21 protein-coding genes are annotated in these 25,844 nt (G+C 37.6%); 5 read left to right on the plus strand and 16 right to left on the minus strand.

The window, feature by feature from the left end:
- Positions 1–2: 2 nt before the first annotated feature.
- Complete coding sequence (locus OQX63_RS18240) at positions 3–1,598, plus strand: SusD/RagB family nutrient-binding outer membrane lipoprotein (protein ID WP_265852254.1); 1,596 nt, start codon at positions 3–5, stop codon at positions 1,596–1,598.
- A 256-nt stretch (positions 1,599–1,854) separates the two neighbouring features.
- Here the strand turns inward: OQX63_RS18240 and OQX63_RS18245 are convergent, their stop codons facing one another.
- From OQX63_RS18245 to pyrR, 5 genes are all read right to left on the minus strand, one after another.
- The gene (locus tag OQX63_RS18245; RefSeq protein WP_265852255.1) at positions 1,855–2,355 is read right to left on the minus strand and encodes a hypothetical protein; all 501 of its coding nucleotides are present in this window, start codon (positions 2,353–2,355) and stop codon (positions 1,855–1,857) included.
- A 513-nt stretch (positions 2,356–2,868) separates the two neighbouring features.
- Positions 2,869–4,566 (minus strand): TonB-dependent receptor, encoded by a 1,698-nt coding sequence (locus OQX63_RS18250; RefSeq protein ID WP_265852256.1) that lies wholly within the window; start codon positions 4,564–4,566, stop codon positions 2,869–2,871.
- Between the two features lie 4 nt (positions 4,567–4,570).
- Complete coding sequence (locus tag OQX63_RS18255) at positions 4,571–7,594, minus strand: tetratricopeptide repeat protein (protein WP_265852257.1); 3,024 nt, start codon at positions 7,592–7,594, stop codon at positions 4,571–4,573.
- Positions 7,595–8,085: 491 nt separating this feature from the next.
- On the minus strand, positions 8,086–9,015 hold the full coding sequence (locus OQX63_RS18260) for an aspartate carbamoyltransferase catalytic subunit (RefSeq protein ID WP_029279355.1): 930 nt from the start codon (positions 9,013–9,015) through the stop codon (positions 8,086–8,088).
- 2 nt (positions 9,016–9,017) lie between these two features.
- The gene (gene pyrR, locus OQX63_RS18265) at positions 9,018–9,566 is read right to left on the minus strand and encodes a bifunctional pyr operon transcriptional regulator/uracil phosphoribosyltransferase PyrR (protein ID WP_265852258.1); all 549 of its coding nucleotides are present in this window, start codon (positions 9,564–9,566) and stop codon (positions 9,018–9,020) included.
- 256 nt (positions 9,567–9,822) lie between these two features.
- Here pyrR and OQX63_RS18270 point away from each other — a divergent pair, with 256 nt between their 5' ends.
- Positions 9,823–10,224, plus strand: a complete 402-nt coding sequence (locus OQX63_RS18270; RefSeq protein WP_265852259.1) for a thiol-disulfide oxidoreductase DCC family protein — start codon at positions 9,823–9,825, stop codon at positions 10,222–10,224.
- A gap of 154 nt (positions 10,225–10,378) precedes the next feature.
- On the opposite strand, the gene OQX63_RS18275 is transcribed toward OQX63_RS18270, so the two are convergent.
- The 3 genes from OQX63_RS18275 to OQX63_RS18285 form a co-directional block, all read right to left on the minus strand.
- Positions 10,379–10,576 (minus strand): hypothetical protein, encoded by a 198-nt coding sequence (locus tag OQX63_RS18275; protein ID WP_265852260.1) that lies wholly within the window; start codon positions 10,574–10,576, stop codon positions 10,379–10,381.
- Between the two features lie 142 nt (positions 10,577–10,718).
- Complete coding sequence (locus OQX63_RS18280) at positions 10,719–11,093, minus strand: DUF779 domain-containing protein (protein WP_265852261.1); 375 nt, start codon at positions 11,091–11,093, stop codon at positions 10,719–10,721.
- 246 nt (positions 11,094–11,339) lie between these two features.
- Positions 11,340–12,845 carry an aldehyde dehydrogenase family protein gene (locus OQX63_RS18285; protein ID WP_265852262.1) on the minus strand — a complete coding sequence of 502 codons (1,506 nt, stop codon included), beginning with the start codon at positions 12,843–12,845 and terminating at the stop codon, positions 11,340–11,342.
- Between the two features lie 333 nt (positions 12,846–13,178).
- Here OQX63_RS18285 and OQX63_RS18290 point away from each other — a divergent pair, with 333 nt between their 5' ends.
- Entirely contained in the window at positions 13,179–14,105 is a 927-nt protein-coding gene (locus OQX63_RS18290; protein WP_265852263.1) for an AraC family transcriptional regulator, read from the plus strand.
- On the opposite strand, the gene OQX63_RS18295 is transcribed toward OQX63_RS18290, so the two are convergent.
- The gene (locus tag OQX63_RS18295) at positions 14,102–15,766 is read right to left on the minus strand and encodes a beta-N-acetylhexosaminidase (RefSeq protein WP_265852264.1); all 1,665 of its coding nucleotides are present in this window, start codon (positions 15,764–15,766) and stop codon (positions 14,102–14,104) included. The two genes, OQX63_RS18290 and OQX63_RS18295, sit on opposite strands and share 4 nt — an antisense overlap.
- A gap of 6 nt (positions 15,767–15,772) precedes the next feature.
- Positions 15,773–16,666, minus strand: a complete 894-nt coding sequence (locus OQX63_RS18300) for a S41 family peptidase (RefSeq protein ID WP_265852265.1) — start codon at positions 16,664–16,666, stop codon at positions 15,773–15,775.
- Between the two features lie 219 nt (positions 16,667–16,885).
- On the opposite strand from OQX63_RS18300, the gene OQX63_RS18305 reads away from it, so the two are divergent.
- Positions 16,886–17,023: a hypothetical protein gene (locus OQX63_RS18305; RefSeq protein ID WP_265852266.1), complete on the plus strand. Its 138-nt coding sequence runs from the start codon at positions 16,886–16,888 to the stop codon at positions 17,021–17,023.
- 248 nt (positions 17,024–17,271) lie between these two features.
- Here the strand turns inward: OQX63_RS18305 and rpsA are convergent, their stop codons facing one another.
- The 5 genes from rpsA to cmk form a co-directional block, all read right to left on the minus strand.
- The gene (gene rpsA, locus OQX63_RS18310; RefSeq protein ID WP_090500296.1) at positions 17,272–19,206 is read right to left on the minus strand and encodes a 30S ribosomal protein S1; all 1,935 of its coding nucleotides are present in this window, start codon (positions 19,204–19,206) and stop codon (positions 17,272–17,274) included.
- A 588-nt stretch (positions 19,207–19,794) separates the two neighbouring features.
- On the minus strand, positions 19,795–20,775 hold the full coding sequence (locus OQX63_RS18315; RefSeq protein ID WP_265852267.1) for an SH3 domain-containing protein: 981 nt from the start codon (positions 20,773–20,775) through the stop codon (positions 19,795–19,797).
- A gap of 186 nt (positions 20,776–20,961) precedes the next feature.
- The gene (locus tag OQX63_RS18320) at positions 20,962–22,440 is read right to left on the minus strand and encodes a TPM domain-containing protein (protein ID WP_265852268.1); all 1,479 of its coding nucleotides are present in this window, start codon (positions 22,438–22,440) and stop codon (positions 20,962–20,964) included.
- A 60-nt stretch (positions 22,441–22,500) separates the two neighbouring features.
- The gene (locus OQX63_RS18325) at positions 22,501–23,331 is read right to left on the minus strand and encodes a 3-keto-disaccharide hydrolase (protein WP_265852269.1); all 831 of its coding nucleotides are present in this window, start codon (positions 23,329–23,331) and stop codon (positions 22,501–22,503) included.
- 235 nt (positions 23,332–23,566) lie between these two features.
- Complete coding sequence (gene cmk / locus OQX63_RS18330) at positions 23,567–24,247, minus strand: (d)CMP kinase (protein ID WP_265852332.1); 681 nt, start codon at positions 24,245–24,247, stop codon at positions 23,567–23,569.
- A 74-nt stretch (positions 24,248–24,321) separates the two neighbouring features.
- On the opposite strand from cmk, the gene arfB reads away from it, so the two are divergent.
- Positions 24,322–24,729 carry an alternative ribosome rescue aminoacyl-tRNA hydrolase ArfB gene (gene arfB, locus OQX63_RS18335; RefSeq protein ID WP_265852270.1) on the plus strand — a complete coding sequence of 136 codons (408 nt, stop codon included), beginning with the start codon at positions 24,322–24,324 and terminating at the stop codon, positions 24,727–24,729.
- A gap of 120 nt (positions 24,730–24,849) precedes the next feature.
- Here arfB and OQX63_RS18340 read toward each other — a convergent pair whose 3' ends face one another.
- Positions 24,850–25,800, minus strand: a complete 951-nt coding sequence (locus OQX63_RS18340) for a lipid A deacylase LpxR family protein (protein ID WP_265852271.1) — start codon at positions 25,798–25,800, stop codon at positions 24,850–24,852.
- Between the last annotated feature and the right edge of the window lie 44 nt (positions 25,801–25,844).

Raw genomic sequence — 25,844 nt, forward strand, 5'->3', positions numbered from 1 at the left:
CCATGAGAAAGTTGTGTGTGTTGGGTGTTATTTTTATGGCTTTAATGGGAAGTTGTTCTAAAGCAAAGTTAGATCAGGTTAATACCGACCCATCCAAACTGACAGAAAATAATTATGATCCGAATAGCCTGCTTGCACAGGCGCAGTTAAAATATGCTAATTTGGGTTATTATCAGCTTTTATATCAAAGTACCATGATGCAATTGCTGGCTTCAACTTATTATTATTATAATAATGGAGATAAATACATCAATGTAGGCAGTTTTACCGATTACCAGGGGCGCATTTTTGATGAAGGATATATGGATGCTTCTTACATCAGAGAGATGCAAAGACTGGCCAGGCTGAAAGATCCGGAAGCCTACAAAAACTTGATTGCCATTGGCGATATCATATTCATACTGATTTTACAGAGAATTACAGATACCTATGGCGATGTACCCTATACACAAGCTGTAAAGGCAATGCAGGGTATTAAATATCCCGCTTACGATCGTCAGGAAGTTATTTATAACCAGATGCTGAAGGATCTTGATACCGCTATTGCACAACTTGATCCTGAAAAACCAGGCCCAACTGCCGATCTTTTTTATAAAGGTGATATTACCAAATGGAAGAAATTTGGCTATTCGTTAATGCTCAGAATTGCTATGCGTTTAACAAAAGTGGATCCGGATAAAGCCAGAATATGGGCGGAGAAGGCTGCAGGCAAAACCTTCTACAGCATGAACGATAATGCGATCATAGTGACCGACGCCTCCTCGTTTAACAGCCAGAACGGAACATCACTTGCTTTAAGAACATTTTCTGATTATCTGGAAGTACGTTGGAGCAAAACCTTAATCGATCAGTTAAAAATTACCAACGACCCCAGGCTGAGTGTGATAGGTGAGGTGCCAAAAGACGGCCTGGCTAAAAATGCAGATCAGAACCTTAATGGAAATACAGACCCGGCTGCTCAATTGGGTATGCCTAATGGATATGATTTACAGGGCGGTGCAACTGATATCAGTCAGTCGCCAAACTATCCGGGCGGTACAGGCAGCGGAAGTGATTTTGCGCCGCTAGGGAAATACTCCAGACCACGTACTGCGGTGTATCTAAAGTTGGGTGGCCCGATTTTTATTTTAAGTTATGCCGAAACTGAATTTTTACTTGCCGAAGCAAAGGTAAGGGGCTGGAATATTAATGGTACAGCACAACTACATTATGCCAACGGATTAACCGGAGCCATACAGTCACTTGCGCAGTTGGATCCATTGGCTGCGGTTGATGCCAATAAGATTACTACGTTTGTCAATCAGAACCCACTTGATGAAAGCAGCACACAAAATGCATTAGCTTTAATAAATACACAGTATTGGGTGGCCACAGGTACCAATTTTAATTTTATAGAAGCCTGGTTAAACTGGAAAAGAAGCGATTATCCTAAGCTTGTTCCGATAAACTACAAGGGTAACGTGACCAATGCAACTATTCCCCGCCGGATGATTTATCTTTCAACAGAGGTACTTAACAACCCTCAAAATTATAAGGATGCAGTGGCCAGGATAGCAGGAGGTGATGTGCTTACGGCCAGGGTATGGTGGGATAAGTAAATGAAAGGGATGATGTAAGATGGAAATTTACGATGGATGATGTGGAAGAAAATAATTTGTACATCCAGCTTGGTGCTCCTTGTGCCCTATTCTCTGTGTGGTTAACTAATGGAAGATGCAAGAAATTCTGCGGTGATCTGCGAAATCAGCGGGAATCAAAATACCGTTATCTCGATTGGTCGGTATGATGCCAACTGATAGGTAAAATCAAAGTTCCTTGCAAAATAAGAGCAGTTTTATAGTTGAAGCAGTAGCGTTAAAAATCATACATATTATTCGCACGCAAGTTTTCAATAGCTAACTCGGCGTCAGCCTTTAAAGTAAGCAATATACGTGTTTCTTCTTCTATTGGTATTAAAGGTTTATATCCGTACTGACTAAAAAATGATTTGGTATGCGCCTGATAATCCGTTAAAAATTCAATTAGTGAAACTACATCAGCATCAAAACCTTGACTTTCAAAATTAAACTGACATGAACTTTTATAAGAGATAAATTCTTCTTCACCTATTGTAAATGAAGCCTGTATGTTCCAGCTGTTTGGACTAATCGGCGTAACAATGTTTTCTTCATCTTCTTGATGTTCTACACAATAAAGAATATTAAACTTAATAAAAATTGTATTTAACGATTCAACCTTCTCACCAGTAATTTCAAAACCAGACTGATAATTCCTGGATGTTTTGCTTTCTTCCAGATATTCATCATTATAGATGTATTCATTTACAACGATGGGCTTTACATTAAATATTTTCATAGGAGCGTTTTTTAAGGGTTTATTTTATCGTTATTAAAGCCACGGAGTAAAAAGGCATCTTCTTGATCAATTATTCTAGCATAAAGGCACAAGAGTACATTTCCCTAATATAAAAAAATCAGTCAAAACACTAGTGCACAAAGTTTGCAAATTGAAAGATAATTATTTTTCTATTGGTCGGTGACTCACTGAACAGGAAGATAACTTATTCTATTTTGTGCAACTGTATTAGGTTTCGGTCTGTGCGACACCAACCGATAAGTAAATAGTCATTATAAGGAACGAAGCAATCTTAATGCGCACGCTGGTATCGATCGTTGTAAGATTGCTTCATCGGCTGAAAAAGCCTTCTCAGCAATGACGGTAGGGTAGAAATGACTATCTGATTATACCAGTTATTCCAAATACTTTGTTTTTTGAAACAGACCTTAGGCAATTAAGATTTTACTAAACAGCCCAAACAAAACATGCCTCCCGATTTTGGAAGGCATGTTTGTTCGTATAAAGATCTAATTAGAAAGAATAAGTCAGCCCGCCGAAAATATTAAATCCGTTAGCCTGATAATATAAATACCTGCTGTAATTATTATTTAAAATGTTATTTGCCTTTGCAAAAACAGAGAATTTTTTGTTGATCCTATAATCAGCACCCAATCCTAAATCTACATAACCTTTAACGGTTTCAATCAGTTCTATACCCGTATTAGGGATTACGTATTGTGAAGCAGGAACGGGAGTGCTAGTATAAACTTTAGCCTTAACATCATCCTGAATCACCACACCAGCATTAAAGCTTAGTTTTTTGTTGAAGGTGTACATAAAGTTCGAGCTTACTTTTAGGCCTGGTTTAAACCAAGAGTATGTTTCAGAAGCGGGCTTCCAATCATCCAGATTTAATTTTCCTGTCCATTTTAATGCATCGCTTACCTGAATAGAAATTTCACCTTCTAAACCGGTTAATTTCGTTTTACCGAAATCGTAAATCACATCAAACTTGTTAAAGTCGGTAAAGTTGTTTACGAACAAAGGCATATCATCAAACTGTTTTACATAAATACGGGCTTTGTAACCAAAACCTGGTCCGCCGGTACCCTTAACACCCGCGCTGAAACTCAATTTTTCTACAGTGTTTTTAACCAGTATATTGCTGTTTAACCAAGGGTTTTCATCTGTAAAGCCTTTTAAAGAGTTTCTGTTCACATCACCCTTAACTTCACCAAAAACCTGTAAATAATCAGGAATCAGCGTAAAATCGGCCGTAATTGCAGGGAAAACCTTTGTGCTGCTATAGGCACCAAATTCCTGTACAAAATTAACACCTGCAGTAATTTTAGCACCTTTAACCTGTAAGCGGATATAAGGATTTAAACGCAACAGGTTATTGCCAACACTGGTTAAAGCATCTTTGGTATTTCCAAATTCGGTTGATGCTGCTAAACCCAGGTTAAAAGAATTGATGCGTTTGTTTACATAACCATTTAGGCTCAGGTAATTTTCTTTAGCGCTAAATTTATCGTTCCAGATATAGCCATTGGCTTTTAAAGCGTAGCTAAAAGCATCTTCATCTTCGGTAAAATTTTTAACCAGTTCGCCTTCCAATTCGATGGTGGTTAAAGCCTGCTTATCCGGATTGGGGTTTAGCGTAGGGCTGTTGTTGTCGATGCCGTAAAAATACGTGCCGTTACGCTCAAAATTAATGCGGCCACTTACGGTGTTTTCATCTAAAATGCTGCGGCCAAAAACGCTTAATTGTTGATTGCTACTGTTCTGTTTATTTAACTTTCCTTGCTGACTGAAGTGTTTAAAATAACCACCAACCTGTAATCCTTCATCTTTGCCGGTGTTAAAATAGGCCTCTCCCAAAAGGGTACCTAAAGAACCAAATCCACCTTTTACATAATTGTTGACTAAAATACTCGCTTTTTCTTCAGCAAGTGCCTGTGCCTGTAATTTTTGGATATCGCTGTTCAATTCCAGCTTTCTATCCATAATGCTATAGTTTAATTTTGCTTTATACGTTTTAACGTCGTCCAAATTCGGGCTTCTTCTCAACTTCACCGCTTCTGCCAAAATTGGTTTGTATGGGCGCACTACTTCAATCTCTTCATTTACTACCCCTTTTTCCTCCGTTTTTTTATCCTGCGCCTGTGCGGTCATTAACCCGGCAGCTAAAAAAAACAGGGAACTATATATATATTTAATCGATTTCATAATGCTACTTCTTCTGGTTTAGTTTTTCTAGTTTTTCTTTGGCTGTAGGGATGATATCATCCTTGCCTTCGTAATTATCAATTATACTGAGAAGTGTACTTTTTGCCTGTAAATTGTCTTTCAGGGCTACATAATTATCAGATAGCAGGATAAAGGCTTTCGCTACCCAATAATCGTAAGAAGCCATGTTGTTGATCAGATCAAAACAGGTTTTAGATGAGGTTTTGAAATCACCTTTGCTGTATTCCAATAAAGCTAAGTTGTATTTTGCCTCAGCAGCAGCAATGGTTTTTGTTTTGGCCACTACATTTTTAAATTCTTTGATGGCTGTGGTAGTGTCGCCTTTCAATAGGTAAGCTTTGCCAGAATATAAGCTAGAACTGTTTTTTTCTTCTTCTGAAGCTTTTTCCGATTCTTTAGTCAGCTGTGCATATTTAAGCATGTCATCAGGCATGTTCAGGGCGGTGTAAGCCTTTAACAAATTATTGATGGCAAAACTATAATGCGATTTGTAATCGGTTGTTGTTTCCAATCTTTTCAGGTAAACAATAGCCTCATTGTATTTTTTCTGATTTAAGAACAATTGCGAAATGCTAACCAATGAACGTTCAGTATAATCACTTGTCCAGTCGTTTAAGATAAATTCGTAATCAGGAATAGCTTCATCCGGACGACCTAATTTAACCAACGATTCTGCTCTGATAAATTTTGCCTCTTTTTCATGGTTTGCCTTCGGGAATTTATCAAAGTAAGCATTAACGGCCTGTAATGCACCATTGGCATCACCTTTTAAATAAGTATTATTGGCTGCAGCAAAAACGATGTTGTCTTGCTCCGAACCAGAATAATTTCCAAGTGGGGTAGTAGCGGCATAAGCAATAAAACCATCTGCATCACCACGGTCTACATAAATATTTTTGATCGATTCCATGGCCTGTTTAGCTTCATCGGCAGTTGGATAATCGCGGATTACCTTTTTGAACGATTCTAAAGCGGCATCATCCTGATCCTGGTTATATTGAACCAAACCGATCGTTACCAAAGCTTTTGCCACATAACTGCTACGTGGGTATTTGGCTACCAAAGCGACAAGATCTGATTTAGATTTATCAAAATCGCCTTTGTTGAAATAGGTATAGGCTGTTTCGAAACCGGCATCATCTGCGTAGTTCGAGTTTGGAAAGGCATTCAATAAGTTCTGCATGGTGGCAATTTTTGCATCATATTGGTTTTCCAATCCCTGGATCATTCCTTTCTGGAAAGTAGCATAATCTTCAGAAGTAGTTTTGCGACTGATGATTTTGTTATAATTGGCCATTGCATCACCATAATTCTTATTGACGAAATACGAATCGGCTAAACGGATGGTCGCATCGTCAATGGTTTTTTGATCTTTATCATTACCGGCGAGGAATTTTTCGAAGTAATTGGCTGCTTTGCTGTATTTCTCGTCTTCGAATGCTGCGTAAGCCAAAGCATAATTCGCGAAATTATATACACCTGTTTTATCGGCATCTGGCATTTTCAAAAATTTCTCGAAAGTGCTAACTGCTTCGCCATACTTACGCAGTTCGTACATTGCCTCTGCCTTCCAGTAAGTATTTAATGCATTGATCTCATTATCTTCCGGGAACGTTTCAGAACGTAAAAACATTGATAATGCATTTGGGAATGCTCTTTCGTTATAAAATTCCAGTCCACGGAAATAGGTTACTTTTTGATAAGCTTCTTTAGCTTCGAGGTTTTTATCCGGAATAGGCTCAAGAATATCAACAGCTGCCTGATAGTTTTTGGTGGTTAATAAAACCTCCCCCAATAAAGTTTTCGCCTCGTTTATTTTACGCGATTTCGGGAAAGTTTTTAAGAAACCCTGGGTAGCTTCTAAAGCTTGTTGATGAAATTCTAACTCGTAACTTAATTTGGCATAGTTTAACCAGGCTTCTTCTTGTATCCCTTTATCGAAACTTAAACGCGAAGCCCTGAAAAACGCACTTTGTGCTTTCTGTTTGTTGCCCAACTGGATGAATGCTTTACCCAGCGTATGCATACCATTTTGCAGGTAAATATCATCGGTATTTAGTTTTTCTAAAACAGCAACAGCCTCTTTGTATTTTTTATTCTGAAACAAAGAATATCCGTATTGGTAAATGAAGAGATTGTTCTTCATTTCGCTTTTATCTTTTGCATAATATTCTGCAAAATACTTTTCAGCATTTTTGAATTCTGATTTTGCAAAGTACGATGCGGCAACCAAACTCAACATTTCTGGTTCGAACTGCTGTTTGGTTTTTTGAATGGCTGCCAAAGCATAGCTGATCACATCATCGTAACGCTCATCAAGATAGTACATCGAAGTGATGTAGTAGGGATAACTCGCCTCATAAGTAGGAGAGCCCTTTAACTTTTCGAAGTTGGCCAGTGCCGTTTTATATTCTTTATTTAAGTAATTGATGTAAGCAAAGTAGTAGGTAGCACTTTCCTGAAAATCTCCTTCTTCTTTTTTAACTTTTTCGAATAACGGTTCTGCCTTATCGTAGTCTTTAAGTTCAAAATAGGCATAACCCTGTTTAAACTGGTACTCGTTTCTTTGTTTGCCCGAAAGGGTAGAAGGATCTGTTTTTTCGAACCATTCTAAAGCTTTTTTATAGTTTTTCTGGTTGAAATAAGTTTTGCCAACGTAGAAATAGGCAAGCTTGGTATTGGGATTTAACGGATAATCGCGGATAAAGGCCTGAAATAAACTCTCGGCATCGGCATTGGTTAACTCCAGTGCGCAAACTGCTGCATAAAATTTTGCATTTTCCTTCAGTAAAGACAATTCGGCATTGCTTTCCGTTTGGGTAGAAGGTTTATAACGTTGCAGCTCAACGAGTTTAAATTGTTGTGCAGCTGCCGTATATTTCTCTTTGTCTAATAATTCTAAGCCCGTTTGGTAGTTTTTGTTGAGGTTCTGCACCGCGCTAACTTGGGCGTAAGTGCTGAAACTTCCAGCTAAAATTAGCGGAATTAGTAAGTATTTTTTCTGCATTGGTTTCAAATATGGTTGGTACTAAATTAGAAATAGTATCAAAGCTTATCAACAGAAGTAATTAACATCTGTTAATAACACAGATTAACGACAGGATTTTTGGTTTGGTATTAAGGGGTGGTGGAATGTGGAAAAGTTAAGTTCATTGGTTCATTCGTAATTGGTGCCGCCGCGTACGTTTTCGAGGCGACTTTTTAGCCCACGAAGCAATCTCAATAGAAGTAGTTTTATCTTCTTGTAGAAGGATTAACTGGTTAATTGTTTAAATCGGTTAACTGTTCCCAACGGATCAAATACCCAATCCAATACGTCCTCCTGAACTTGGTTCAGGATCTAACCTGGAGTGGTTATTTTCATTAATCAATTTGTTTTGCAAACTACGAATTTACAACAGATGTAATTGCTGACTATACTAACAACCAACGCAGCTGATGGACTCTGGACTCATGACTATAGACTGAGGACTTCTTACTAAGAACTCCCAACTAACACTACCCCTGACTTGCCAACAAATAAAGCACTGCCATTCTCACGGCCACACCGTTTTCTACCTGTTCTAAAATGATCGATTGTTTGCTGTCGGCCACGTCGCTGGTAATCTCAACACCTCTGTTTATTGGTCCAGGGTGCATCACGATAATTTCTTTATCCAGGTTATCTAAAATCTGTTTATTTAAGCCGTACATCATGGCATATTCCCTTAAAGATGGGAAGTATTTTATGTCCTGACGCTCCAACTGAATACGCAGCATGTTGGCTACATCGCACCAGTTCAGCGCTTTAATTAAATTATGTTCAACTTTTACACCAAGTTGGTGGATATGTTTGGGAATTAGAGTGGTAGGACCGCAAACCATAACCTCTGCACCTAAACGTTGCAGGCAAAGGATGTTGGATATGGCAACCCGTGAGTGCAGGATATCGCCCACAATTACTACTTTTTTACCAGCTACATCACCCAATTTCTGGCGGATGGAGAAAGCATCAAGTAAGGCCTGTGTAGGGTGTTCATGTGCGCCATCTCCGGCATTTACGATCTGGGCCTTCACATGTTTACTTAAAAACTGACCTGCCCCGGCATAAGGATGACGCATCACCACCATATCAACTTTCATTGATAAGATGTTGTTTACAGTATCGATAAGGGTTTCGCCTTTGCTTACCGACGATGATGAGGCAGCAAAATTAACCACATCAGCCGAAAGTCTTTTTTCGGCAAGTTCGAACGAAAGTTTGGTACGGGTAGAGTTTTCGAAAAAGATATTGGCAATAGTGATATCACGAAGTGAAGGAACCTTTTTAATTGGGCGGTTAATTACTTCCTTGAAATTATCTGCAGTTTCGAAAATCAATTCGATATCATTCCGGTTAATATCTTTAATGCCTAAAAGATGTCGGGTTGATAGTTTTTCTGCTGCCATTTTTATTTATTATTGTCCGATATTAAAATCACTTTATCTTCACTTCCTTCACTCGCCCAGGTTACTTTTACCTGTTGTGAGTTTAGGCTATCTACCTGATGGCCAATATAATCTGGCTCGATAGGTAAGTGCCTGCTAAACCTTCGGTCTATTAAAACCAAAAGTTCTACTTTCTCTGGCCGGCCATATGCAAGCAGGGCATCAAGTGCTGCCCTAATGGTTCTGCCGGTCCAAAGTACATCATCAATTAAGATTACTTTTTTGCCTTCGATAATAAAATCCATCGAGTTGCTGCTCGCGGTAACCAATCCGTCTTTACGGCGGAAATCATCTCTAAAGAAAGTAATGTCCAGGTTTCCCTTTAAAATTTTCTTGTTTTTTAAGATCTGTTGAAGATCCTGGTGGATGCGGTCAGCTAAAAAAATACCCCTGGGCTGAATGCCAATTAAAACGGTATTTGCGAAATCGTCGTGGTTTTCAATTAATTGATGGCAGAGCCTCTTAATTGTAATCTTAATTTTTTGTCCGTCAAGAAGTGTTTTCTTTTGCATTGAAGAAGGATTGGGCAAATATATAAAAATGTTTTAAGGTAAGAAAGTTGAAGATCGATTTGTTTCAGAAGCTATAGCTAAATTGTTGTTTATCAAAATGTAAAAACGAAAAAATAATTTTATTTATAGTTGAAATAAAAATTGAAAAAATCTAGGTTAAAGATAATACTACTTGATGATACCTTTAACCCTGAATATTATATGTTTGAGAAAGAAATGACTGTTTTTGCAATTAAAAAAGTTATTTTTATAGTTTATGATCCAGCAACCAGTAATCTTTTTTGATGGCGTTTGTAACCTCTGCAATTCATCCGTGCAGTTTGTTATTGAACACGATCAAAAGGATCAGTTTAAATTTACTGCGCTACAGGGTGATTATGCCAAAGAAACGCTGCCAAAATTTAATGCGGATCCGGAAAGATTGAATACCATTTTATTGCTGGAGAATGGAAAACTCTATACCAAATCTTCAGCGGCACTACGTGTGGCTAGAAAACTGAATGGATTAATTCCACTTCTTTATATATTTATCATTGTTCCCAAATTTATGCGTGATTGGGTTTATGATTGGATTGCCAAAAACCGTTATAAATGGTGGGGAAAGCAGGAGAGTTGTTGGGTGCCTACGGCAGAATTAAAAAGTAAGTTTATTGCTTAGCAGCTGTTTAAAAATTACCTGCAATTATTTCATATGTCAGTCTGAGCGTAGTCGAAGACTATTTCAACGTATTAATAAAAGCAATCTACGTTCAGCGTGACAGCAAAAGGTGATGTAATATTTACTATAAAATTTAAACAGGCTCTTAATTTTTTTAACCATTTTTCTTTCTACCTGGCGACCAAAGCCAAAGTGTTAAAATGATTAACGGTATGGTGATGCTTAAAGCAATTACAATCATGATGGCTTTTTGCTTAACCATGTCTGCTTCATTAGAAGTAAATACATATACCGTTTCTTTAATGGCAAATAAGGTAATGATGGTAGAAAGGACGGCAAATAATTTACGCATGGTTTAATTTTAATGCAAAGATTGCATAAATTTTTAAAAACAAGAAAGATGCTGAACTAAATTCAGCATGACGTAATAGTAAGCAAATAAAGCCAGCTGGATTTCTCCGAACTGGCTTCTGTTTAAACCAAATAAACCAAAATTACTCTGCCGTTTTAACTGGAGTTAAATCTTTTAATTCTTCTTCAGAGAATAAGCGGTAATGGATCTTGAATGTTTTTTGAAGCGGGGTTTCTAACGAAAAACCACCTACACCAAATCCATCCAGTACATCTAAAGTAAAGTGTGAGAATTTCCAATACTCGAACAGGTCTCTGTCTACCCAAAACTCGCAACCCTCTATTTCACCTAAACAAACATCGCGCATCCGCAGGTAATAACCTCCTTTTTCGAAACATTGTGGCTGTGTACCTTCGCAGCATCCACCGGCCTGGTAAAACATAAGTTCTCCGTGTTTTTCTTTAAGTACCGCAATCAGCTCTTTTGCTTTTTCTGTACTGTCTATTCGCTCGATCATAATCGTTTTTTTAGGTTGGAAACGGGTTTTTAGAAAGATGTTGTATTATAAAAGTAATGCCAGATTCCAAGAGCGGTCGTCTTCCCGCGGAGGCGGGAATCTTAAAGCGTATTGCATTAGGATTCCCAATCAAGTTGGGAATGACGATATCCATCAAAGTGTCATCACAAATACAATGTTTTAGCTAAAGACTGAATTTTCATGATGACAATTTGTATTTATAACACAGCTCCTCATTCAGACCAACTAAAAGAAACCTAATTTATTTTTATCGTAAGAAATAAGCATATTTTTGGTCTGGCGGTAGTGGCCTAACATCATTTTATGGTTTTCTCTGCCCACGCCCGATTGCTTGTAGCCACCAAAAGGAGCACCTGCAGGGTAAGCATGGTATTGGTTTACCCAAACACGACCTGCCTGAATGGCTCTCGGTACCTGATAAAGCTCATGCGCATCGCGCGTCCAAACACCGGCACCTAAGCCATACAAAGTGTCGTTTGCAATTTCAATGGCTTCTTCTACTGTTTTAAAGGTAGTAACGGCCAATACCGGACCGAAAATTTCCTCCTGGAAAATCCTCATTTTGTTATGGCCCTTAAAGATGGTTGGTTTGATGTAATAACCGCCACCCAATTCGCCAGGGAGCTCATTTACCTCACCACCGGTTAATACTTCGGCACCTTCTTCTTTACCTAATTTAATGTATTGCGAAATTTTTTCATATTGGATTTTCGAAGCTTGCGCACCCATCATTACTGTTCTATCCAAAGGACTACCGATTTTTATCGCTTCTGTTCTCTCGATTACTTTGGCAATAAATTTTTCGTAAATATCTTCCTGAATCAATAAACGTGATGGGCAGGTACAAATTTCGCCCTGGTTTAAAGCAAACATTACCGCACCTTCTACCGCTTTATCTAAAAAAGCATCATCTTCTGCCATTACCGAACTGAAGAAAATGTTGGGTGATTTTCCACCAAGTTCTAGTGTAACCGGGATGATATTTTCAGTTGCATATTGCATCACCAATCTGCCCGTAGGGGTAGAGCCTGTAAATGCCGCTTTCGAAATTTTGGGATTGGTCACTAAGGCACGTCCAAGTTCAGCGCCAAAACCGTTTACCACATTTATTACTCCCGGGGGCAATAAATCGCCGATTAATTCCATTAAAATCATAATCGAAACTGGTGTGCTTTCTGCCGGTTTTAACACCACACAGTTTCCCGCTGCAAGGGCAGGGGCAAGTTTCCAGATGCCCATTAACAATGGAAAATTCCATGGAATAATTTGCGCCACCACACCAATCGGCTCATGTACGATTAACGAAACAGTATGTTGATCGAGTTCTGAAAGTGAACCTTCTTCGGCACGGATTACTCCTGCGAAATACCGGAAATGATCTACGCCTAAGGGTAAATCAGCGGCTAAGGTTTCTCTAACCGCCTTACCATTATCGATGGTTTCAACCGCAGCCAGGTATTCGAGGTTATCTTCCATCCGCTGTGCAATCTTGTTCAAAATGATACTTCTTTCTGTAGAAGATGTTTTGCTCCAGGTTTTAAATGCCCCATGTGCGGCATCAACGGCTAATTCTAAATCTTCCTTTGTGGAGTGTGCTGCTTTAGTAAAAACTTTACCATCAATCGGCGATATGTTATCGAAGTAAGCACCTTTTACGGGGGCTACAAATTTCCCTCCAATGTAATTATCGTAATGACTTTTGAATGATGGTTTTTCAATTAAATTTTCCATAATTATTATTGATTATTAAATTTTAAAAATCATTTTGAGCAGGGTTGGTATAGGATTTTTAATGGGATGGCTCATCATGATTTTTGCGATTTTAAGATTTGGTTAATACAAACCTAATGGCAAAGCCTATGGAGCAGATAGTACAATCGAATCAATTGATAGCATTATTATTTCAGGCTATGTAACCAAATTGAAACCATAATGATCTTAACAGGCAGCAATTGGAGATTAGGTCATGTCATGCAGGTTGCTGGCATTTATCCATACGATATAACTAGCTGAAATAATTATATTTGAGTTTATTAAATATGTCTGACCAAATCTTTTCGGTTTATGCAACATACATTAGATCAGGTAAATCTTAGTGCATCGGAAACCTTGCAAACTTTGGTAGAGAACAGAACATCTTATACCTTAGAGCGTTGCGAATTAAATGTTTTCGAAACCTATACCGAATCGTATAAAGTTCCGCTTACTTTTAACGATTTTGTGATTACGAGCATGCTGAGGGGCAAAAAGGTAATGCATTTATTTGATAAGAAAGGTTTTGATTATTTTCCTGGTCAAACCGTTATTGTTCCGCCTGCCGTTACCATGGAAATTGATTTTCCTGAAGCTTCGAATCTTAATCCCACCCAATGTATCGCCTTAGCTATAGATCAGGAGCAGATCCAAAAAACAATTTCTTATTTGAACGAATTTTTCCCGAAAGAAGGCAGCAATGAGAAATGGCTGCTAAACTACGATGAATATCATTTTTATAACAATGAGGAGATTGCCTATCTCATTAACAAAGTAATCCGCATCTGCTCGGAGCGGACAAAAGAAAAAGACGTATTGGCCGATTTAACTTTAAAAGAACTGCTGGTGCGTATTATGCAAACGCAGAATCTTAAAACCATCAGCGATGAAGGTTATAACCTCAATCAAAACCCATTGGCTTTTGTACTGAACTACATTAAATCTAACCTTAACGAGAAGATCAGCATCAATAGTCTGAGCGATAAGGCCTGTATGAGCAAGGCAACATTTTACAGGTTGTTTAAGCGCGAATTGGGTATTAGTCCTAACGATTTTATCCTGGCAGAAAAAATTAACAAAGCCAAGACCTTACTTACCCAGCCTGGGGCAAAAGTGGCTTCGATAAGTTATGAACTTGGTTTTAATGATGCCAATTATTTTATCAGGGCATTTAAAAAGATCGTAGGCATTACACCGGGTACTTATCAGATGCAGGTGGCAAAGCAGATTATCCACTAATTTTCTAAATATTTTTTCGAATAGGTAATTCCCATCAAATCGTAACGCTTGAACTGTGCTTTCAGACGTTTCTGAAAATCAGGATAATTCCGTTTTTCTTTCGGGCTCCATAATACTTCACTCAAAGCATCCAGGCGTGGAAATAGCTGGTATTGTACCTTAGCCGGATTGGTAATATATTCGCTCCATAAACAGCCTTGTGCACCCCAAATATATTTTGCCTGTTCGGCATTCAATTCTAACGGTATAGGTTCATAATTGTAAACATCTGTTAGGAGTGATGGTGTGCTTGCCGTTAAACTATCTTCTTTTAAAAACTGCCCGTGGTTAAAGTATAACTTATTTTCCGGGGTCATAATGGCTTTGTGGTTTTGCTTTGCAGCCGCTATACCACCTTTTTCTCCCTGCCAGCTCATTACCACAGCATTTGGTGCCAGGCCTCCCTGTAAAATCTCGTTCCAACCGATAATGGTTTTGCCTTTGCTGTTTACAAATTTCTCCATCCTGCGGATAAAATAACTTTGTAGTTCGCTTTCATTTTTCAATCCGTTGGCTTTCATGATCTCTTGTGAAACATCCGATTTTTTCCACCATATTTTCGAAGCTTCATCACCACCAATATGAATGTATGGCGATGGAAATAGGTCCATTACTTCTGTTAAAATATTTTCTAAAAACTTAAATGTGGTATCAGAAGCTTGTAGTACGTTGTTGTATTTGTTCATCATGCCCCAGGTTTGGGCAACTTCATACTTTTTATTGGGTTCGGTACCCAGCTCTGGATAAGCAGCCAATAGGGCCATACTATGAGCAGGCATTTCAATTTCAGGAATAATGGTAATGTAACGCTTGGTTGCATAATCAATTACCTCTTTAATCTGCTCCTGGGTATAATATCCGCCATGTTTAATGCCATCTGTTTGGAGTACACCATCTTTTGGCGTAATCTTTACTTCTGTTGGCAATACCTGATATTTAATGTTTTCATTTCCTTTTCCAGGCCATAAACCAATAATGCTGCCGTTGCGCCATGCGCCGACTTCAGTAAGCTTAGGGTATTTTTTGATTTCGATCCTCCATCCATGGTCATCAGTTAAATGCCAATGGAAATAATTCATTTTGTGCAGTGCTAAATAATCGATGTACTGTTTTACAAAGGTTACATCAAAAAAATGGCGGCTTACATCGAGGTGCATGCCTCGGTAACCGAAACGGGGGTAATCGGTAATTTCGACCGCAGGAATTTGTAATAATTGAGATTTGGTCTCAGGTATTAACTGAATTAATGTTTGAATACCATAAAAAAGTCCGTTTTCTGAACATGCATAAACTATTGTTTGATTGTTGTTGCTTATAAGCTCGTATTCGTTTAAGTTTTTTAATAACCGGCTAATGATTTCTAATTTGATTATGTTTTTTTTGCTATTTGAATAAGGATTAATTCGAAGTTTTATATTATAATATTGTTGAATATAATTTTGTAGAAATAAAGCTGAATTTGATAAAGAATCATTTGAAATAATTTCTGTGTTTTGATCAATGATAAATTTTTCCGTGTTTTTTCCTGTTTTAATACTTACAGGTTGGGGGATAATACTAGTTTCCTGTGCCGAAAGTTTAACGCAAAGACAAACTATTGCTATTAAAAAAATACTTCTCATTATTTCTTATTTGCTGGTATTTAAAACTTCAATTGCTTTACTCATGTATAACCGATTTGTTTCTGCTTGTTTACCAGATGTTTCTATTTTAAAATCAGGACTAAGCCCTTCACCAATTTTAGTATATTCTTTTTGGTTTCTATCTACTGTATTTCCAATGGTAAGTACTAAAAATGCACCATCGCTTAATTTATACTCTTGATTCCCTGAAGTTAATCCTTGAGTGTTTTCTCCAATAAATTTCACGTTTTTTTGTCCGGCAAATGAGATGGCCGCAAACTCGCCTGAACTTCCTGTTTTCTTATTGATGAGGATCACCAGGGGGCTAGTTACTGTAGTAATGCCTTTGTTTTTAAGGTTAAATTGATGAGCAAGGTTTTTCCCTTCGTAAAATTTCCCGTTTTTGTAAGCGAAATATGTGATTTCTCCTTTAGCATCTTTAGTTGCAATTACCTTTTGATCATTTAAAAGCGGGGAAATAGCGGCATACATGGGGTAAAACATTCCGCCAATATTATCCCTCAAATCTAGTATCCAGCCTTTAGGATTGTGTTTTTGCAGTTCGGTTAATCGCTTATAGAAGGTATCTACATATTCATTCCAGTCATCAAAATTATAACTTCCAATTTCTGGTAAAGTAACGTAAGCATATTTGTTTTCTAAAAAGTCAGCCTTAATAACAGGAAATTCCTGTCCGGTTGCCCTATAACCGAGCAAATATTCTTTTACAATCTCCGGGGCATAAAATCTTGAGTGCGCATCTTCTAGCCCTTTAAGGGCATCGGTAATAATAGGGTACGTATCTCTTATGGTTTTGCAGGTAGCAGCCGATTTTATAGAGGAATTATATAGTGAATCCCAGTTGACTTTGCCCTTGTTAACCGATTTTACTTTCATCATATCCAATGCAGATATTAAGTATTTTTTAACGCTATCCGCTTGACTATATGCGGTATTGGCAATGGAGATCAAACAAAAAATGATTATAATGCTTATTTTATACATATTAAGAGGGAATTAATCAAAAGTAAGAAAAAAACGTACCCGATGAAAGTTGGTAGTTTGACCAATGAGCACTAATCCCTTCCGGAAATATTACAACTAGTTTTGTTTAAAAAGATGGAAGAAGTTATCAGCCAAGGTTTATTTGCTCTGTTAAGTAAACTCCAGCCTGCAGGTGATAGGATTAATGCCGTTTTTTATTGCAGAAAGTATAGCGGGATTGCAGTTACCGATAAGCTTACTTTCGTTTTCTAATTATGACCGACCATATAAGACATTTAAGAAAATATAAGCTCGTTCATTTCAATCTTAAATGATCTTATATTTCTTATATGGTTAAGAATTGAGATTGCTTCCCTGAAAATTCGGAGTAGACTGTACCTTCCCGCAATGACGATTCATGGAGGAGGTCCGTGCATTCCGTGTTTCCGTGGCAAAAAATAACCGCAAAAAAAATCCCGATAACTTTCGCTATCGGGATTAATATATTCAGTTAAAAAGAACTAGCCTTTTTTAGCTTTGCTTTCTTCGCCTTCTAATTGCGATTTCAATTGAGCCAATACGTCTAAGTCTCCTAAAGTAGATTTCTCTACAGAATCTTTAACTTTTTTAACCGCAGTTACAGCAGCTTTAGCTTCTTTTTTCTTAGCATTTCTTTCTTCTGCTACAGCTTCAGCTTTAACCTCTTCCCAGATGCGGGCGTGAGATACTACGATACGTTTTGCTTCTTTGTTGAATTCAATGATTTTGAAGTCATTGGTTTCTTCAGCTTTAACTGAAGTACCATCTTCTTTAACCATGTGTTTAGTTGGTACGAAACCTTCTACACCATATGGTAAAGCAATAACAGCACCTTTATCAGTTACTTTAACAACAGTACCCTGGTGAACCGAATCTAAAGTGAAGATTGTTTCGAAAGTATCCCAAGGGTTTTCTTCTAATTGTTTGTGACCTAAGCTTAATTTACGGTTATCAACATCTAATTCTAAAACAACTACGTCTAATACATCACCAACTTTAGTGAATTCATTAGGGTGGTTTACTTTTTTAGACCATGATAAGTCAGAGATGTGGATTAAACCATCAATACCTTCTTCGATTTCAACAAATACACCGAAGTTAGTCATGTTTTTAACAGTTGCCTGGTGCTTGCTTCCAACTGGGAATTTAGCAGCAACTTCTTGCCATGGATCGTTAGATAATTGTTTAATACCTAAGCTCATTTTGCGCTCGTCTCTGTCTAAAGTTAAAACTTCAGCTTCGATCTCGTCACCAACTTTTAAGAACTCTTGTGGATTTCTTAAATTTTGCGACCAGCTCATTTCAGAAACGTGGATTAAACCTTCAACACCTGGGATGATTTCTAAGAAAGCACCGTAATCTGCAACAGTTACGATTTTTCCTTTTACTTTAGAACCAACCTGGATGTCAGTGCTTAAATTCTCCCAAGGGTGTGGGGTTAATTGTTTTAAGCCTAAAGCGATACGTTTTTTCTCATCATCGAAATCTAAAACAACCACGTTGATTTTTTCATCTAATGATAATACTTCTTTTGGATGCTCTATGCGGCCCCAAGAAATATCTGTAATGTGAAGTAAACCGTCAACACCACCTAAATCGATGAACACACCGAAATCAGTAATGTTTTTAACAGTACCTTCTAGTACCTGACCTTTTTCTAATTTAGAAACGATCTCTACTTTTTGGCTTTCTAAATCGTCTTCAATTAACACTTTATGAGAAACAACTACGTTTTTAAACTCATGGTTAATTTTAACAACTTTAAATTCCATTGTTTTACCCACGTACACATCGTAATCGCGGATAGGTTTAATATCAATTTGAGATCCTGGTAAGAAAGCCTCAACGCCCATGATGTCAACAATTAAACCACCTTTAGTACGGCTCTTAACGAAACCGTTGATGATTCTGTCGTTCTCAAGCGCCTCATTAATTGCTTCCCATGATCTTTGGGTTTTTGCTCTTTTGCGAGAAAGGATCAATTGACCGTTAGCATCTTCTGGTGCTTCAACGAATACGTCAACTGAATCGCCGATTTTTAGATCTGGTGTATCACGGAACTCAGAAGTAGAAACTAAACCGTCTGATTTGAAACCTACGTTTAATACTACATCTTTGTTGTTAATTGAAACAACGATACCGCTGATGATTTCACCTTTAGTGATCTGGTTGAATGTTCCAGCATACATATCTTCAAACTTTTTACGGTCTGCATCATTGTAATTACCGAAAACTTTTTCATCTGCATCCCAGTCGAAATCTTCGCTTGGTGTTGCTAATGATGATTTGATCGATTCGATCGAAACTGAATCAGCTTCTGATTCAATAGTTTCTTTTTCAGTCAGGCGTCCGCCTTCTCCCTGAAGTTCAGCTGTTTTAGCTGCTAATTCTTTTTCTGCTACTTGTTTTTTAGCCATTAATTAATTGTCTCCTTTTTTCCCTATTTAGGGACTGCAAAGGTAAAAATATTTTAATTAATAGAAAAGATTTTTTTAATAAATCTTGCTGATTTTTAGCTGATTATAATATATCGGTCCGTCATCCTGGATTTATTTCAGGATCTAGGCGAAGAGGGCTACAGCTTTATGGATTGATTTTTCATTAGGATTTGAAAATGAGCGCTCCATATTTGATCGGGAACAGCAGCCCCGCTATCGCTTATAGTCCTCGCTGCACTCCGGGCTATTCCGCTCTATCAGGTTTAGAAACAACGGATCGTGTAAAAAAAAACACCAAACGTTCCTAAGGAACGAAACGCCAATAACAAATTGGCTAGCCATGATTCGTCCCGCCGGGACGGTTTACGGGCAAGGGTCTAAAATGTCTGTTCAATAAAATGAATAATCAATCTTTTCCATTTGCCGGGATGTTTTACACAAATGACAAGAATGCCAGTTAAATGTAAACGGAAATAGCAATATTTGCCGTCCCATCGGGACGGATCATGGGTAGAAAAAAAAATATATGTTTTTTTCGTTCCGTAGGAACGTTTGATGACGGTAGATTTATTTTTTTGTAAAAGTTCCCCTCGTAAAACCCTCACCAACTAACGTTTTATCATCCCTGATCAACAGCATAATGGTGTTCTGCTGATCGTATAATTTGATCATATCGCCATCAATCACGTATTTAGAAGTGAAAACAGAATCGGTATAGGCATCGGTAACGGTTACCGAATCTTTAGATTTAAAATTGAAGGTTTTGTATTGTATATCTTCATTGCTGGCAAAGGTACCTGTTACCGCTTTTGCCTGTATAAAAGTAATATAACAGAAATAGCCGATTACCAGGATCACAATTGCCGAAAAACCGATCAAAAATTTGTTGCCACTTGCATATTTAATCGAAAAGTATAATATGGTAATGAGTATTAAGGCTACCACTGCAAAAAATATAATGTTCGTATAATCTTTTTTTTCCTGTGGTACAGATGCTGCAATATTTGTTTTTTCAACCTTTGCTTTTACAGGAGAAATCCTAACCAAAAATTCTTTGCTCACCCATCCTTCACCATTGGTAACTTTAATTTTATAGAAGCTTGTATTAGATGAATCAATTACGGCCACATTTTCATTTTTAGGTAGGTATCCCACAATTTTACTTTTTGGATCAGCTTGCTGCCTAACCCGTAAATCGTCGGCAGTTACCCGATACATGTCGGTGCTTGTTGCCGCTGCAGGAGCTGCACTGGTCTGCGCAGTAGTTGACTGAGGAGTTGTAAGTTTAGCTGCAGGTGCAGTTTTTTCAACGAAATCTTTGCTTACCCAGCCTTCGCGGTTTTTAAACTTTACTTTGTAAAACTTGGCATTGTTGGCATCCAAAACTGTAATGGTTTCATTTTGAGCTATATTTCCAATAACCTTACTTTTCGGATCGCTGCTTTCCCTTACACGCAATTGGTCGGCCTTAACACGATACAATTCTTGTGCATCTAAACGGTTAGCAAAAATAGAAAGCGTAATCAGGAGGAAGAAAATTCTAGTCATAAGTTATAAGATTCTGCGAACAGTTTAATAGGTAATCGCAAACACGCTATAAGCAAACACCGTGCTAAGTGTTTCAAAATTAGAAAATACTTTTGATAGGTGAAGATAAGTTTGAAAAAAGGATTATCTTTCTTCACAAAGCAGCTTTTATGGAAGCGGATGTATTTTATAAATAGGTAAGTTACATTACCAGCTTCCACCAGTACCACCACCGCTGCTACTGCCACCTCCCCAGCTACTTGATGAGGACGAGCTACTGCTGCCTGAAGAAGAAGATGAACTTGATGAGGATTTTGATTCGACCAGCATCGCCAGTGTAACCCATCTGATAAATTCAGTTTTTTTGCAAAAGCTACATTCATTTATGATTTTTGCTTGCCCCTCATGACTGTATGTTGCCGTTCTGGTGGTAATTTGTTTATTAAGCTTATAGGTTCTGAAATGACATTCCGGGCATTCTAAATAATCGTTATAGGTTTCCGCTGGCCATTGCTTAATGATGTGCTCTTTATGATCCACACTTTGCCAAATATCATAGTCATAAGTTAGCAAAACTTCTTCTTTCCGTTGTCCGTCCGATAAGAATGGTTTACCCTCAATATTAATGTCGCGGTCTATACGGATCATCTCTTGATTTCGGCTATCTAATATGGATTGAAACCTTTCATTGTTTTTAGAACGGTTGAATAAGCGAATAATTAAGGGAAACAAAATAAGAGGAGATGCAATTACCAGCCACCAGTTCTTTTGGTTAAATGCCTTTACAGCCTCCAGGTAATTTTTATCATCATTATGGATTTTTCTGAGATTAGAAATGTAAAACATGTATTTGAAAAATACGCTGATCACGAGAACTCCAAAGAGAATGTACGGTATGTAGGATAATTTTAACTTAGGAGCAGAAAATCCAATAATAAATATCGTAAAGATAGTTGAAAAAAAGACAAACACACATCCGGTAATTATTGGTTTTTCATAATTGGATTTAATCTTTGGATCTGGCTTCGGGAGTTTTTTAGCTTGCCTGTTGATTAACCCAAAAACACCGAAAAATGCAGCTAAAATAGCTATTGCAGGAAGCCAAATATCACCAACTGATTTTTGAGTTTTAGGTGTGAAAAACTGATTTAATTCCGATTTGTTTTCTGGCTTAAGAATAATTTCTCCTAAAGCATTTAAAGTATTGATGATCCCGGTGTCATAGTCATTTTCCCTAAATGCCGGGATTAAATTTTGCTCGGCAATATGTTTGAGTTTTACATCAGGCAAAACACCTTCGGTACCTGTGCCCGTAATAAACCTATATTTACGGCGCTCTTTCGAAATAAATAATAACAAGCCGTTATTGCTGGTTTTTGAGCCTATTCCCCAGGTATTGAACAACTCGTAGGCAAAGTCGAAATCTTCTTTATCATGTTCAAAATCGTTAACCACTACTACGGCCACTTGCACATTGGTTTTAAGCTCAAAATCGGCAATGGTATTGTTGATTTGCGTAACGGCATCAGCGCCTAAAATTTGATCAGGGTCGCTAACGTAGCCACCTCCATTTTTTTTAGGATCGGGAATATCTTTTACTTTATACGCCGTTTGTGCAATAACAAAATTGCCTAAAAAAAGAAAAATGAAGAGAATAAGAGGTTTGATTAAATGTTTTGTGAGCATCGTATAAATTTAGTTGTAAAATTATGATGTCACCATTTAACAAACATTTGCCGATATGGTTTACTCTTTTAAGATTTTTGCCAATACCTTATCCAGTTTTGCCTTGTTTTTTTGGTAAGGCTCTAAATCGTAAAGCTTTACTGTTTTAAATTCTATCGGGTGGCTTTCACTTTGTAAAGATATATAACCTGATGTTAAAGCTTTACCATCTATTTTAACTTTAGGATCGAAGTTAGAAACGTTACCTCCACCAATTTTAGGTTTGGTATATTCTAAAACCACTTCACCCGCTATAATGTGTTTGATCACAGAATCACCTAATACTAAAAATTCTGCAGTTACCCATTGGTCGCCAGCATAGGTTTTTGATTTAGAATCCAAACAATGTGGCGTAAATAATTTACCGTTATAGTTAATCAGCGTTCCGGGTGTACATACATTGCTGGTATGGCGTTCATGTTCTCCATCGCCACCCAAAATCTGCCCTTCAATAGAAATTGGAAAATCCTGGTCTTTTAACATCGTTGCCGGATCCTGACAATGTAACATGGCACCACTGTTACGTGTAGCCCAACCCTCGCCACCTTTGGCCTGCTCGCCAACAAAACGATAGGTTACTTTTAAAAGATAGGCAGAAAAAGGTTTTTTATAAAAAATATGGCCATATTGTTGGTCAAATTCATTGTAACCATCATAACTTACCTTTATTACACCATTTTCTACACGAAAAGTATTGGCGTAATTTTCTTTGTATTCGTGTTTGGCAATTTTAATGTTCCAGTCTTTTAAATCTTTCCCGTTAAAGAGGTTGATCCAGCCTTTTTGGGCATTCGCATTTAAAATAAAGAAGGATAGAAATAATACGGTAAGGTATATGGATTTTAATTTCATAGCAACATTTGGGTTATGTGCTAAAATATGAATTTTTTCCTGAAATCAATGGCTGATAGAGCGTTTTGGGGAGGGGATTTAAATGATCCGAATATCTGCGAAATAAAATCTATCCCGATAGATCTCTCCATTACGCTTCGCTACAGTCGAGATGACGACGATTCTTTCAGAATTTGTCAATGTTAATCATCTATGAACCAATGACTAATTAACTAATGACCAATGAACCATTGAACTAATGAACCAAAAAAGGATTTACTTTTTCCAGTGCAAAATCCAATTGTTCTTGCTGTGTGAGATCAGTATTGTCTAAAATAATGGCATCGTCAGCCCTAACCAACGGACTTTCTTTACGGGTGGTGTCGGCGTAATCACGGTGGGCCAGATTTTCAAAAACTTCCTCTAAAGTAGTCGCATTATTGCCCTTGCTTTCCAGCTCTTTAAACCTGCGTTCGGCCCTGATTTTTGGATCGGCGGTCATGAAGAATTTTACAGGTGCATGTGGAAAAACGGTGGTGCCGATATCGCGGCCATCCATTACTATATTTTTCGATTTCCCCATACGCTGTTGTTGTTTCACCATTTCATGGCGAACAATTTTATGTGCAGAAACTTCGCTTACATTTTCTGAAACCGGCATTAAGCGGATTTCGTCAGAAACTTCTTCACCGTTAAGGGTAATATGCGATTCATAATCGCGCGAATGGAAATTTAGTTCAATGTGCTGTAAAGCATCTTCAACCTGGGTATCATTGCTTACATCTATGCTGTTGCGCAAAAAATATAGCGTAACAGCACGATACATAGCCCCGCTATCTACATAAATGAAACCTAATTTTTTAGCCAGTGCTTTCGCTAATGTACTTTTTCCGCAAGATGAATAGCCATCAATAGCTATAACCAAGTTTTTCTTCATTCTGCTACAAAGGTAAAAAAAGCCGATAGGTTTGCTAACTTTTTTTAGATCGATATTCTTCATATTTTTGCCAAATGTTACCAAGCAGGGAAGAAATTTTACGATCAGCCATTTTTAAAACGTCGCGTAGTGGGGGTAAAGGCGGCCAGAACGTAAACAAGGTTTCGAGTAAGGTAGAGCTGGTTTTTAATGTAGAAGCCTTTGCGTATTTTACTGATGAGGAAAAAGTGAGGCTCAAAGAAAAACTTCAAAACCGTCTGGATAGTGAAGGTTTACTGCATATCGTATCGCAGGAGGATAGGAGCCAGCTGCTCAATAAAGAAAAAACCATCGTAAAATTAATTGATCTGCTTAAAAAGGCATTGGTAGTGCAGAAAAAAAGAAAACCAACCAAAATTCCAAAAGGTGTTATTGAAAAAAGGTTAAAAAATAAGGCCTCAACAGCGGAGAAGAAGAAAAATAGAAAAATTTTAGGTTTTTAGTTGTTTGAAAAGATTTGTCATTGTTTGACTTTTGAAGGATCTACAATGTCAGATAGTACCTGGCATCACCTGAATCTTTTAGCAGATCAGTTAAGCAATTAACCGATTTTAACAGTTAACCTAGTTCTTCCCAAATCTATAATATAAACTCAAACCGCCATAATTCTGCGCTTTGGCCACACTTTTAACTTCTTTTGTTTTAAAAATTACATTAAAATCGGCTGTAAATCTTTTTGAACTGTAATTCACACCAAACTGTTGTTCAAAAACAATCGGCTTTACGCCAAAAGTTACCGGGCTATTGTTATTGAAAAGACTTCCCTGTATAGTGGCATCATAAGCTACAAAGTTGAGCTGCGGTTTTACGTAAACGAAAAATTCGGAATTATTTAAGCTTTTGGTTTTCGAATTTCCAATGATCGCATTATGGTAAGCACTATTGAACAATTGATTGATTTTCCCGGCTCTAAAAAGAACTGATGTACCCAAACCCGAAAAAGTGGTGCCCAAATTGGCATAACCCTGTGCACTAATATCTACAATTGGATCTTCAGGCCTAAAAAGTAATTTACTGTAGTTGGCGGCAAGATTTACAGCCAGTTCATTTTTGATCTGATAATCCCAACCTGCCGGGGTATAAAAGCCAACAGTTTTATGGAGAAAACGCTGCGCATTTTGAGCAAGTGAGTTAGGGCCAACCGTTCCTAATTCTACACTGGTTTTTAAAACGCTTTCATTTTTATAAAAAACCGAGTATGCACCACCTGCATAAAGATAACCTGCAAAAGGCCTGTCCTGATCTTCCTTTTTCGGTACCTGGCCCCAATAAGGCGTATACATTTTTTGTCCTGCAGAAATTTCGTATGTTTTCTTTTCGATCTTATCCGATAATTTTTCGGCATTAAGAGCCCTGCGGAAATAAATAAATAGGCCGTTCGTATAGTACCTGTCGTTTAAAGTTGCCAGATAAGCATCGTTTTCGGTTTTAAAACCAAATTCATTTTTAAAAGATTGGGCAAAACCAGTTGATACAAACGAACAAAAAACTAGTGCAAATAAAAGTGATTTCATAAAAAAGTCCCGATAATTATCGGGACTATAAAAGTATTTATTGT

It is taken from the genome of Pedobacter sp. PF22-3 (genome assembly GCF_026239555.1).
In the GTDB taxonomy this organism is placed as follows: domain Bacteria; phylum Bacteroidota; class Bacteroidia; order Sphingobacteriales; family Sphingobacteriaceae; genus Pedobacter.

Bases quoted from the DNA above. Each gene is read 5' to 3' on its own strand.
- OQX63_RS18240 (WP_265852254.1), top strand. From the start codon at position 3: ATGAGAAAGTTGTGTGTGTTGGGTGTTATTTTTATGGCTTTAATGGGA.
- OQX63_RS18245 (WP_265852255.1), bottom strand. From the start codon at position 2,355: ATGAAAATATTTAATGTAAAGCCCATCGTTGTAAATGAATACATCTAT.
- OQX63_RS18250 (WP_265852256.1), bottom strand. From the start codon at position 4,566: ATGAAATCGATTAAATATATATATAGTTCCCTGTTTTTTTTAGCTGCC.
- OQX63_RS18255 (WP_265852257.1), bottom strand. From the start codon at position 7,594: ATGCAGAAAAAATACTTACTAATTCCGCTAATTTTAGCTGGAAGTTTC.
- OQX63_RS18260 (WP_029279355.1), bottom strand. From the start codon at position 9,015: ATGGCAGCAGAAAAACTATCAACCCGACATCTTTTAGGCATTAAAGAT.
- pyrR (WP_265852258.1), bottom strand. From the start codon at position 9,566: ATGCAAAAGAAAACACTTCTTGACGGACAAAAAATTAAGATTACAATT.
- OQX63_RS18270 (WP_265852259.1), top strand. From the start codon at position 9,823: ATGATCCAGCAACCAGTAATCTTTTTTGATGGCGTTTGTAACCTCTGC.
- OQX63_RS18275 (WP_265852260.1), bottom strand. From the start codon at position 10,576: ATGCGTAAATTATTTGCCGTCCTTTCTACCATCATTACCTTATTTGCC.
- OQX63_RS18280 (WP_265852261.1), bottom strand. From the start codon at position 11,093: ATGATCGAGCGAATAGACAGTACAGAAAAAGCAAAAGAGCTGATTGCG.
- OQX63_RS18285 (WP_265852262.1), bottom strand. From the start codon at position 12,845: ATGGAAAATTTAATTGAAAAACCATCATTCAAAAGTCATTACGATAAT.
- OQX63_RS18290 (WP_265852263.1), top strand. From the start codon at position 13,179: ATGCAACATACATTAGATCAGGTAAATCTTAGTGCATCGGAAACCTTG.
- OQX63_RS18295 (WP_265852264.1), bottom strand. From the start codon at position 15,766: ATGAGAAGTATTTTTTTAATAGCAATAGTTTGTCTTTGCGTTAAACTT.
- OQX63_RS18300 (WP_265852265.1), bottom strand. From the start codon at position 16,666: ATGATGAAAGTAAAATCGGTTAACAAGGGCAAAGTCAACTGGGATTCA.
- OQX63_RS18305 (WP_265852266.1), top strand. From the start codon at position 16,886: ATGGAAGAAGTTATCAGCCAAGGTTTATTTGCTCTGTTAAGTAAACTC.
- rpsA (WP_090500296.1), bottom strand. From the start codon at position 19,206: ATGGCTAAAAAACAAGTAGCAGAAAAAGAATTAGCAGCTAAAACAGCT.
- OQX63_RS18315 (WP_265852267.1), bottom strand. From the start codon at position 20,775: ATGACTAGAATTTTCTTCCTCCTGATTACGCTTTCTATTTTTGCTAAC.
- OQX63_RS18320 (WP_265852268.1), bottom strand. From the start codon at position 22,440: ATGCTCACAAAACATTTAATCAAACCTCTTATTCTCTTCATTTTTCTT.
- OQX63_RS18325 (WP_265852269.1), bottom strand. From the start codon at position 23,331: ATGAAATTAAAATCCATATACCTTACCGTATTATTTCTATCCTTCTTT.
- cmk (WP_265852332.1), bottom strand. From the start codon at position 24,247: ATGAAGAAAAACTTGGTTATAGCTATTGATGGCTATTCATCTTGCGGA.
- arfB (WP_265852270.1), top strand. From the start codon at position 24,322: ATGTTACCAAGCAGGGAAGAAATTTTACGATCAGCCATTTTTAAAACG.
- OQX63_RS18340 (WP_265852271.1), bottom strand. From the start codon at position 25,800: ATGAAATCACTTTTATTTGCACTAGTTTTTTGTTCGTTTGTATCAACT.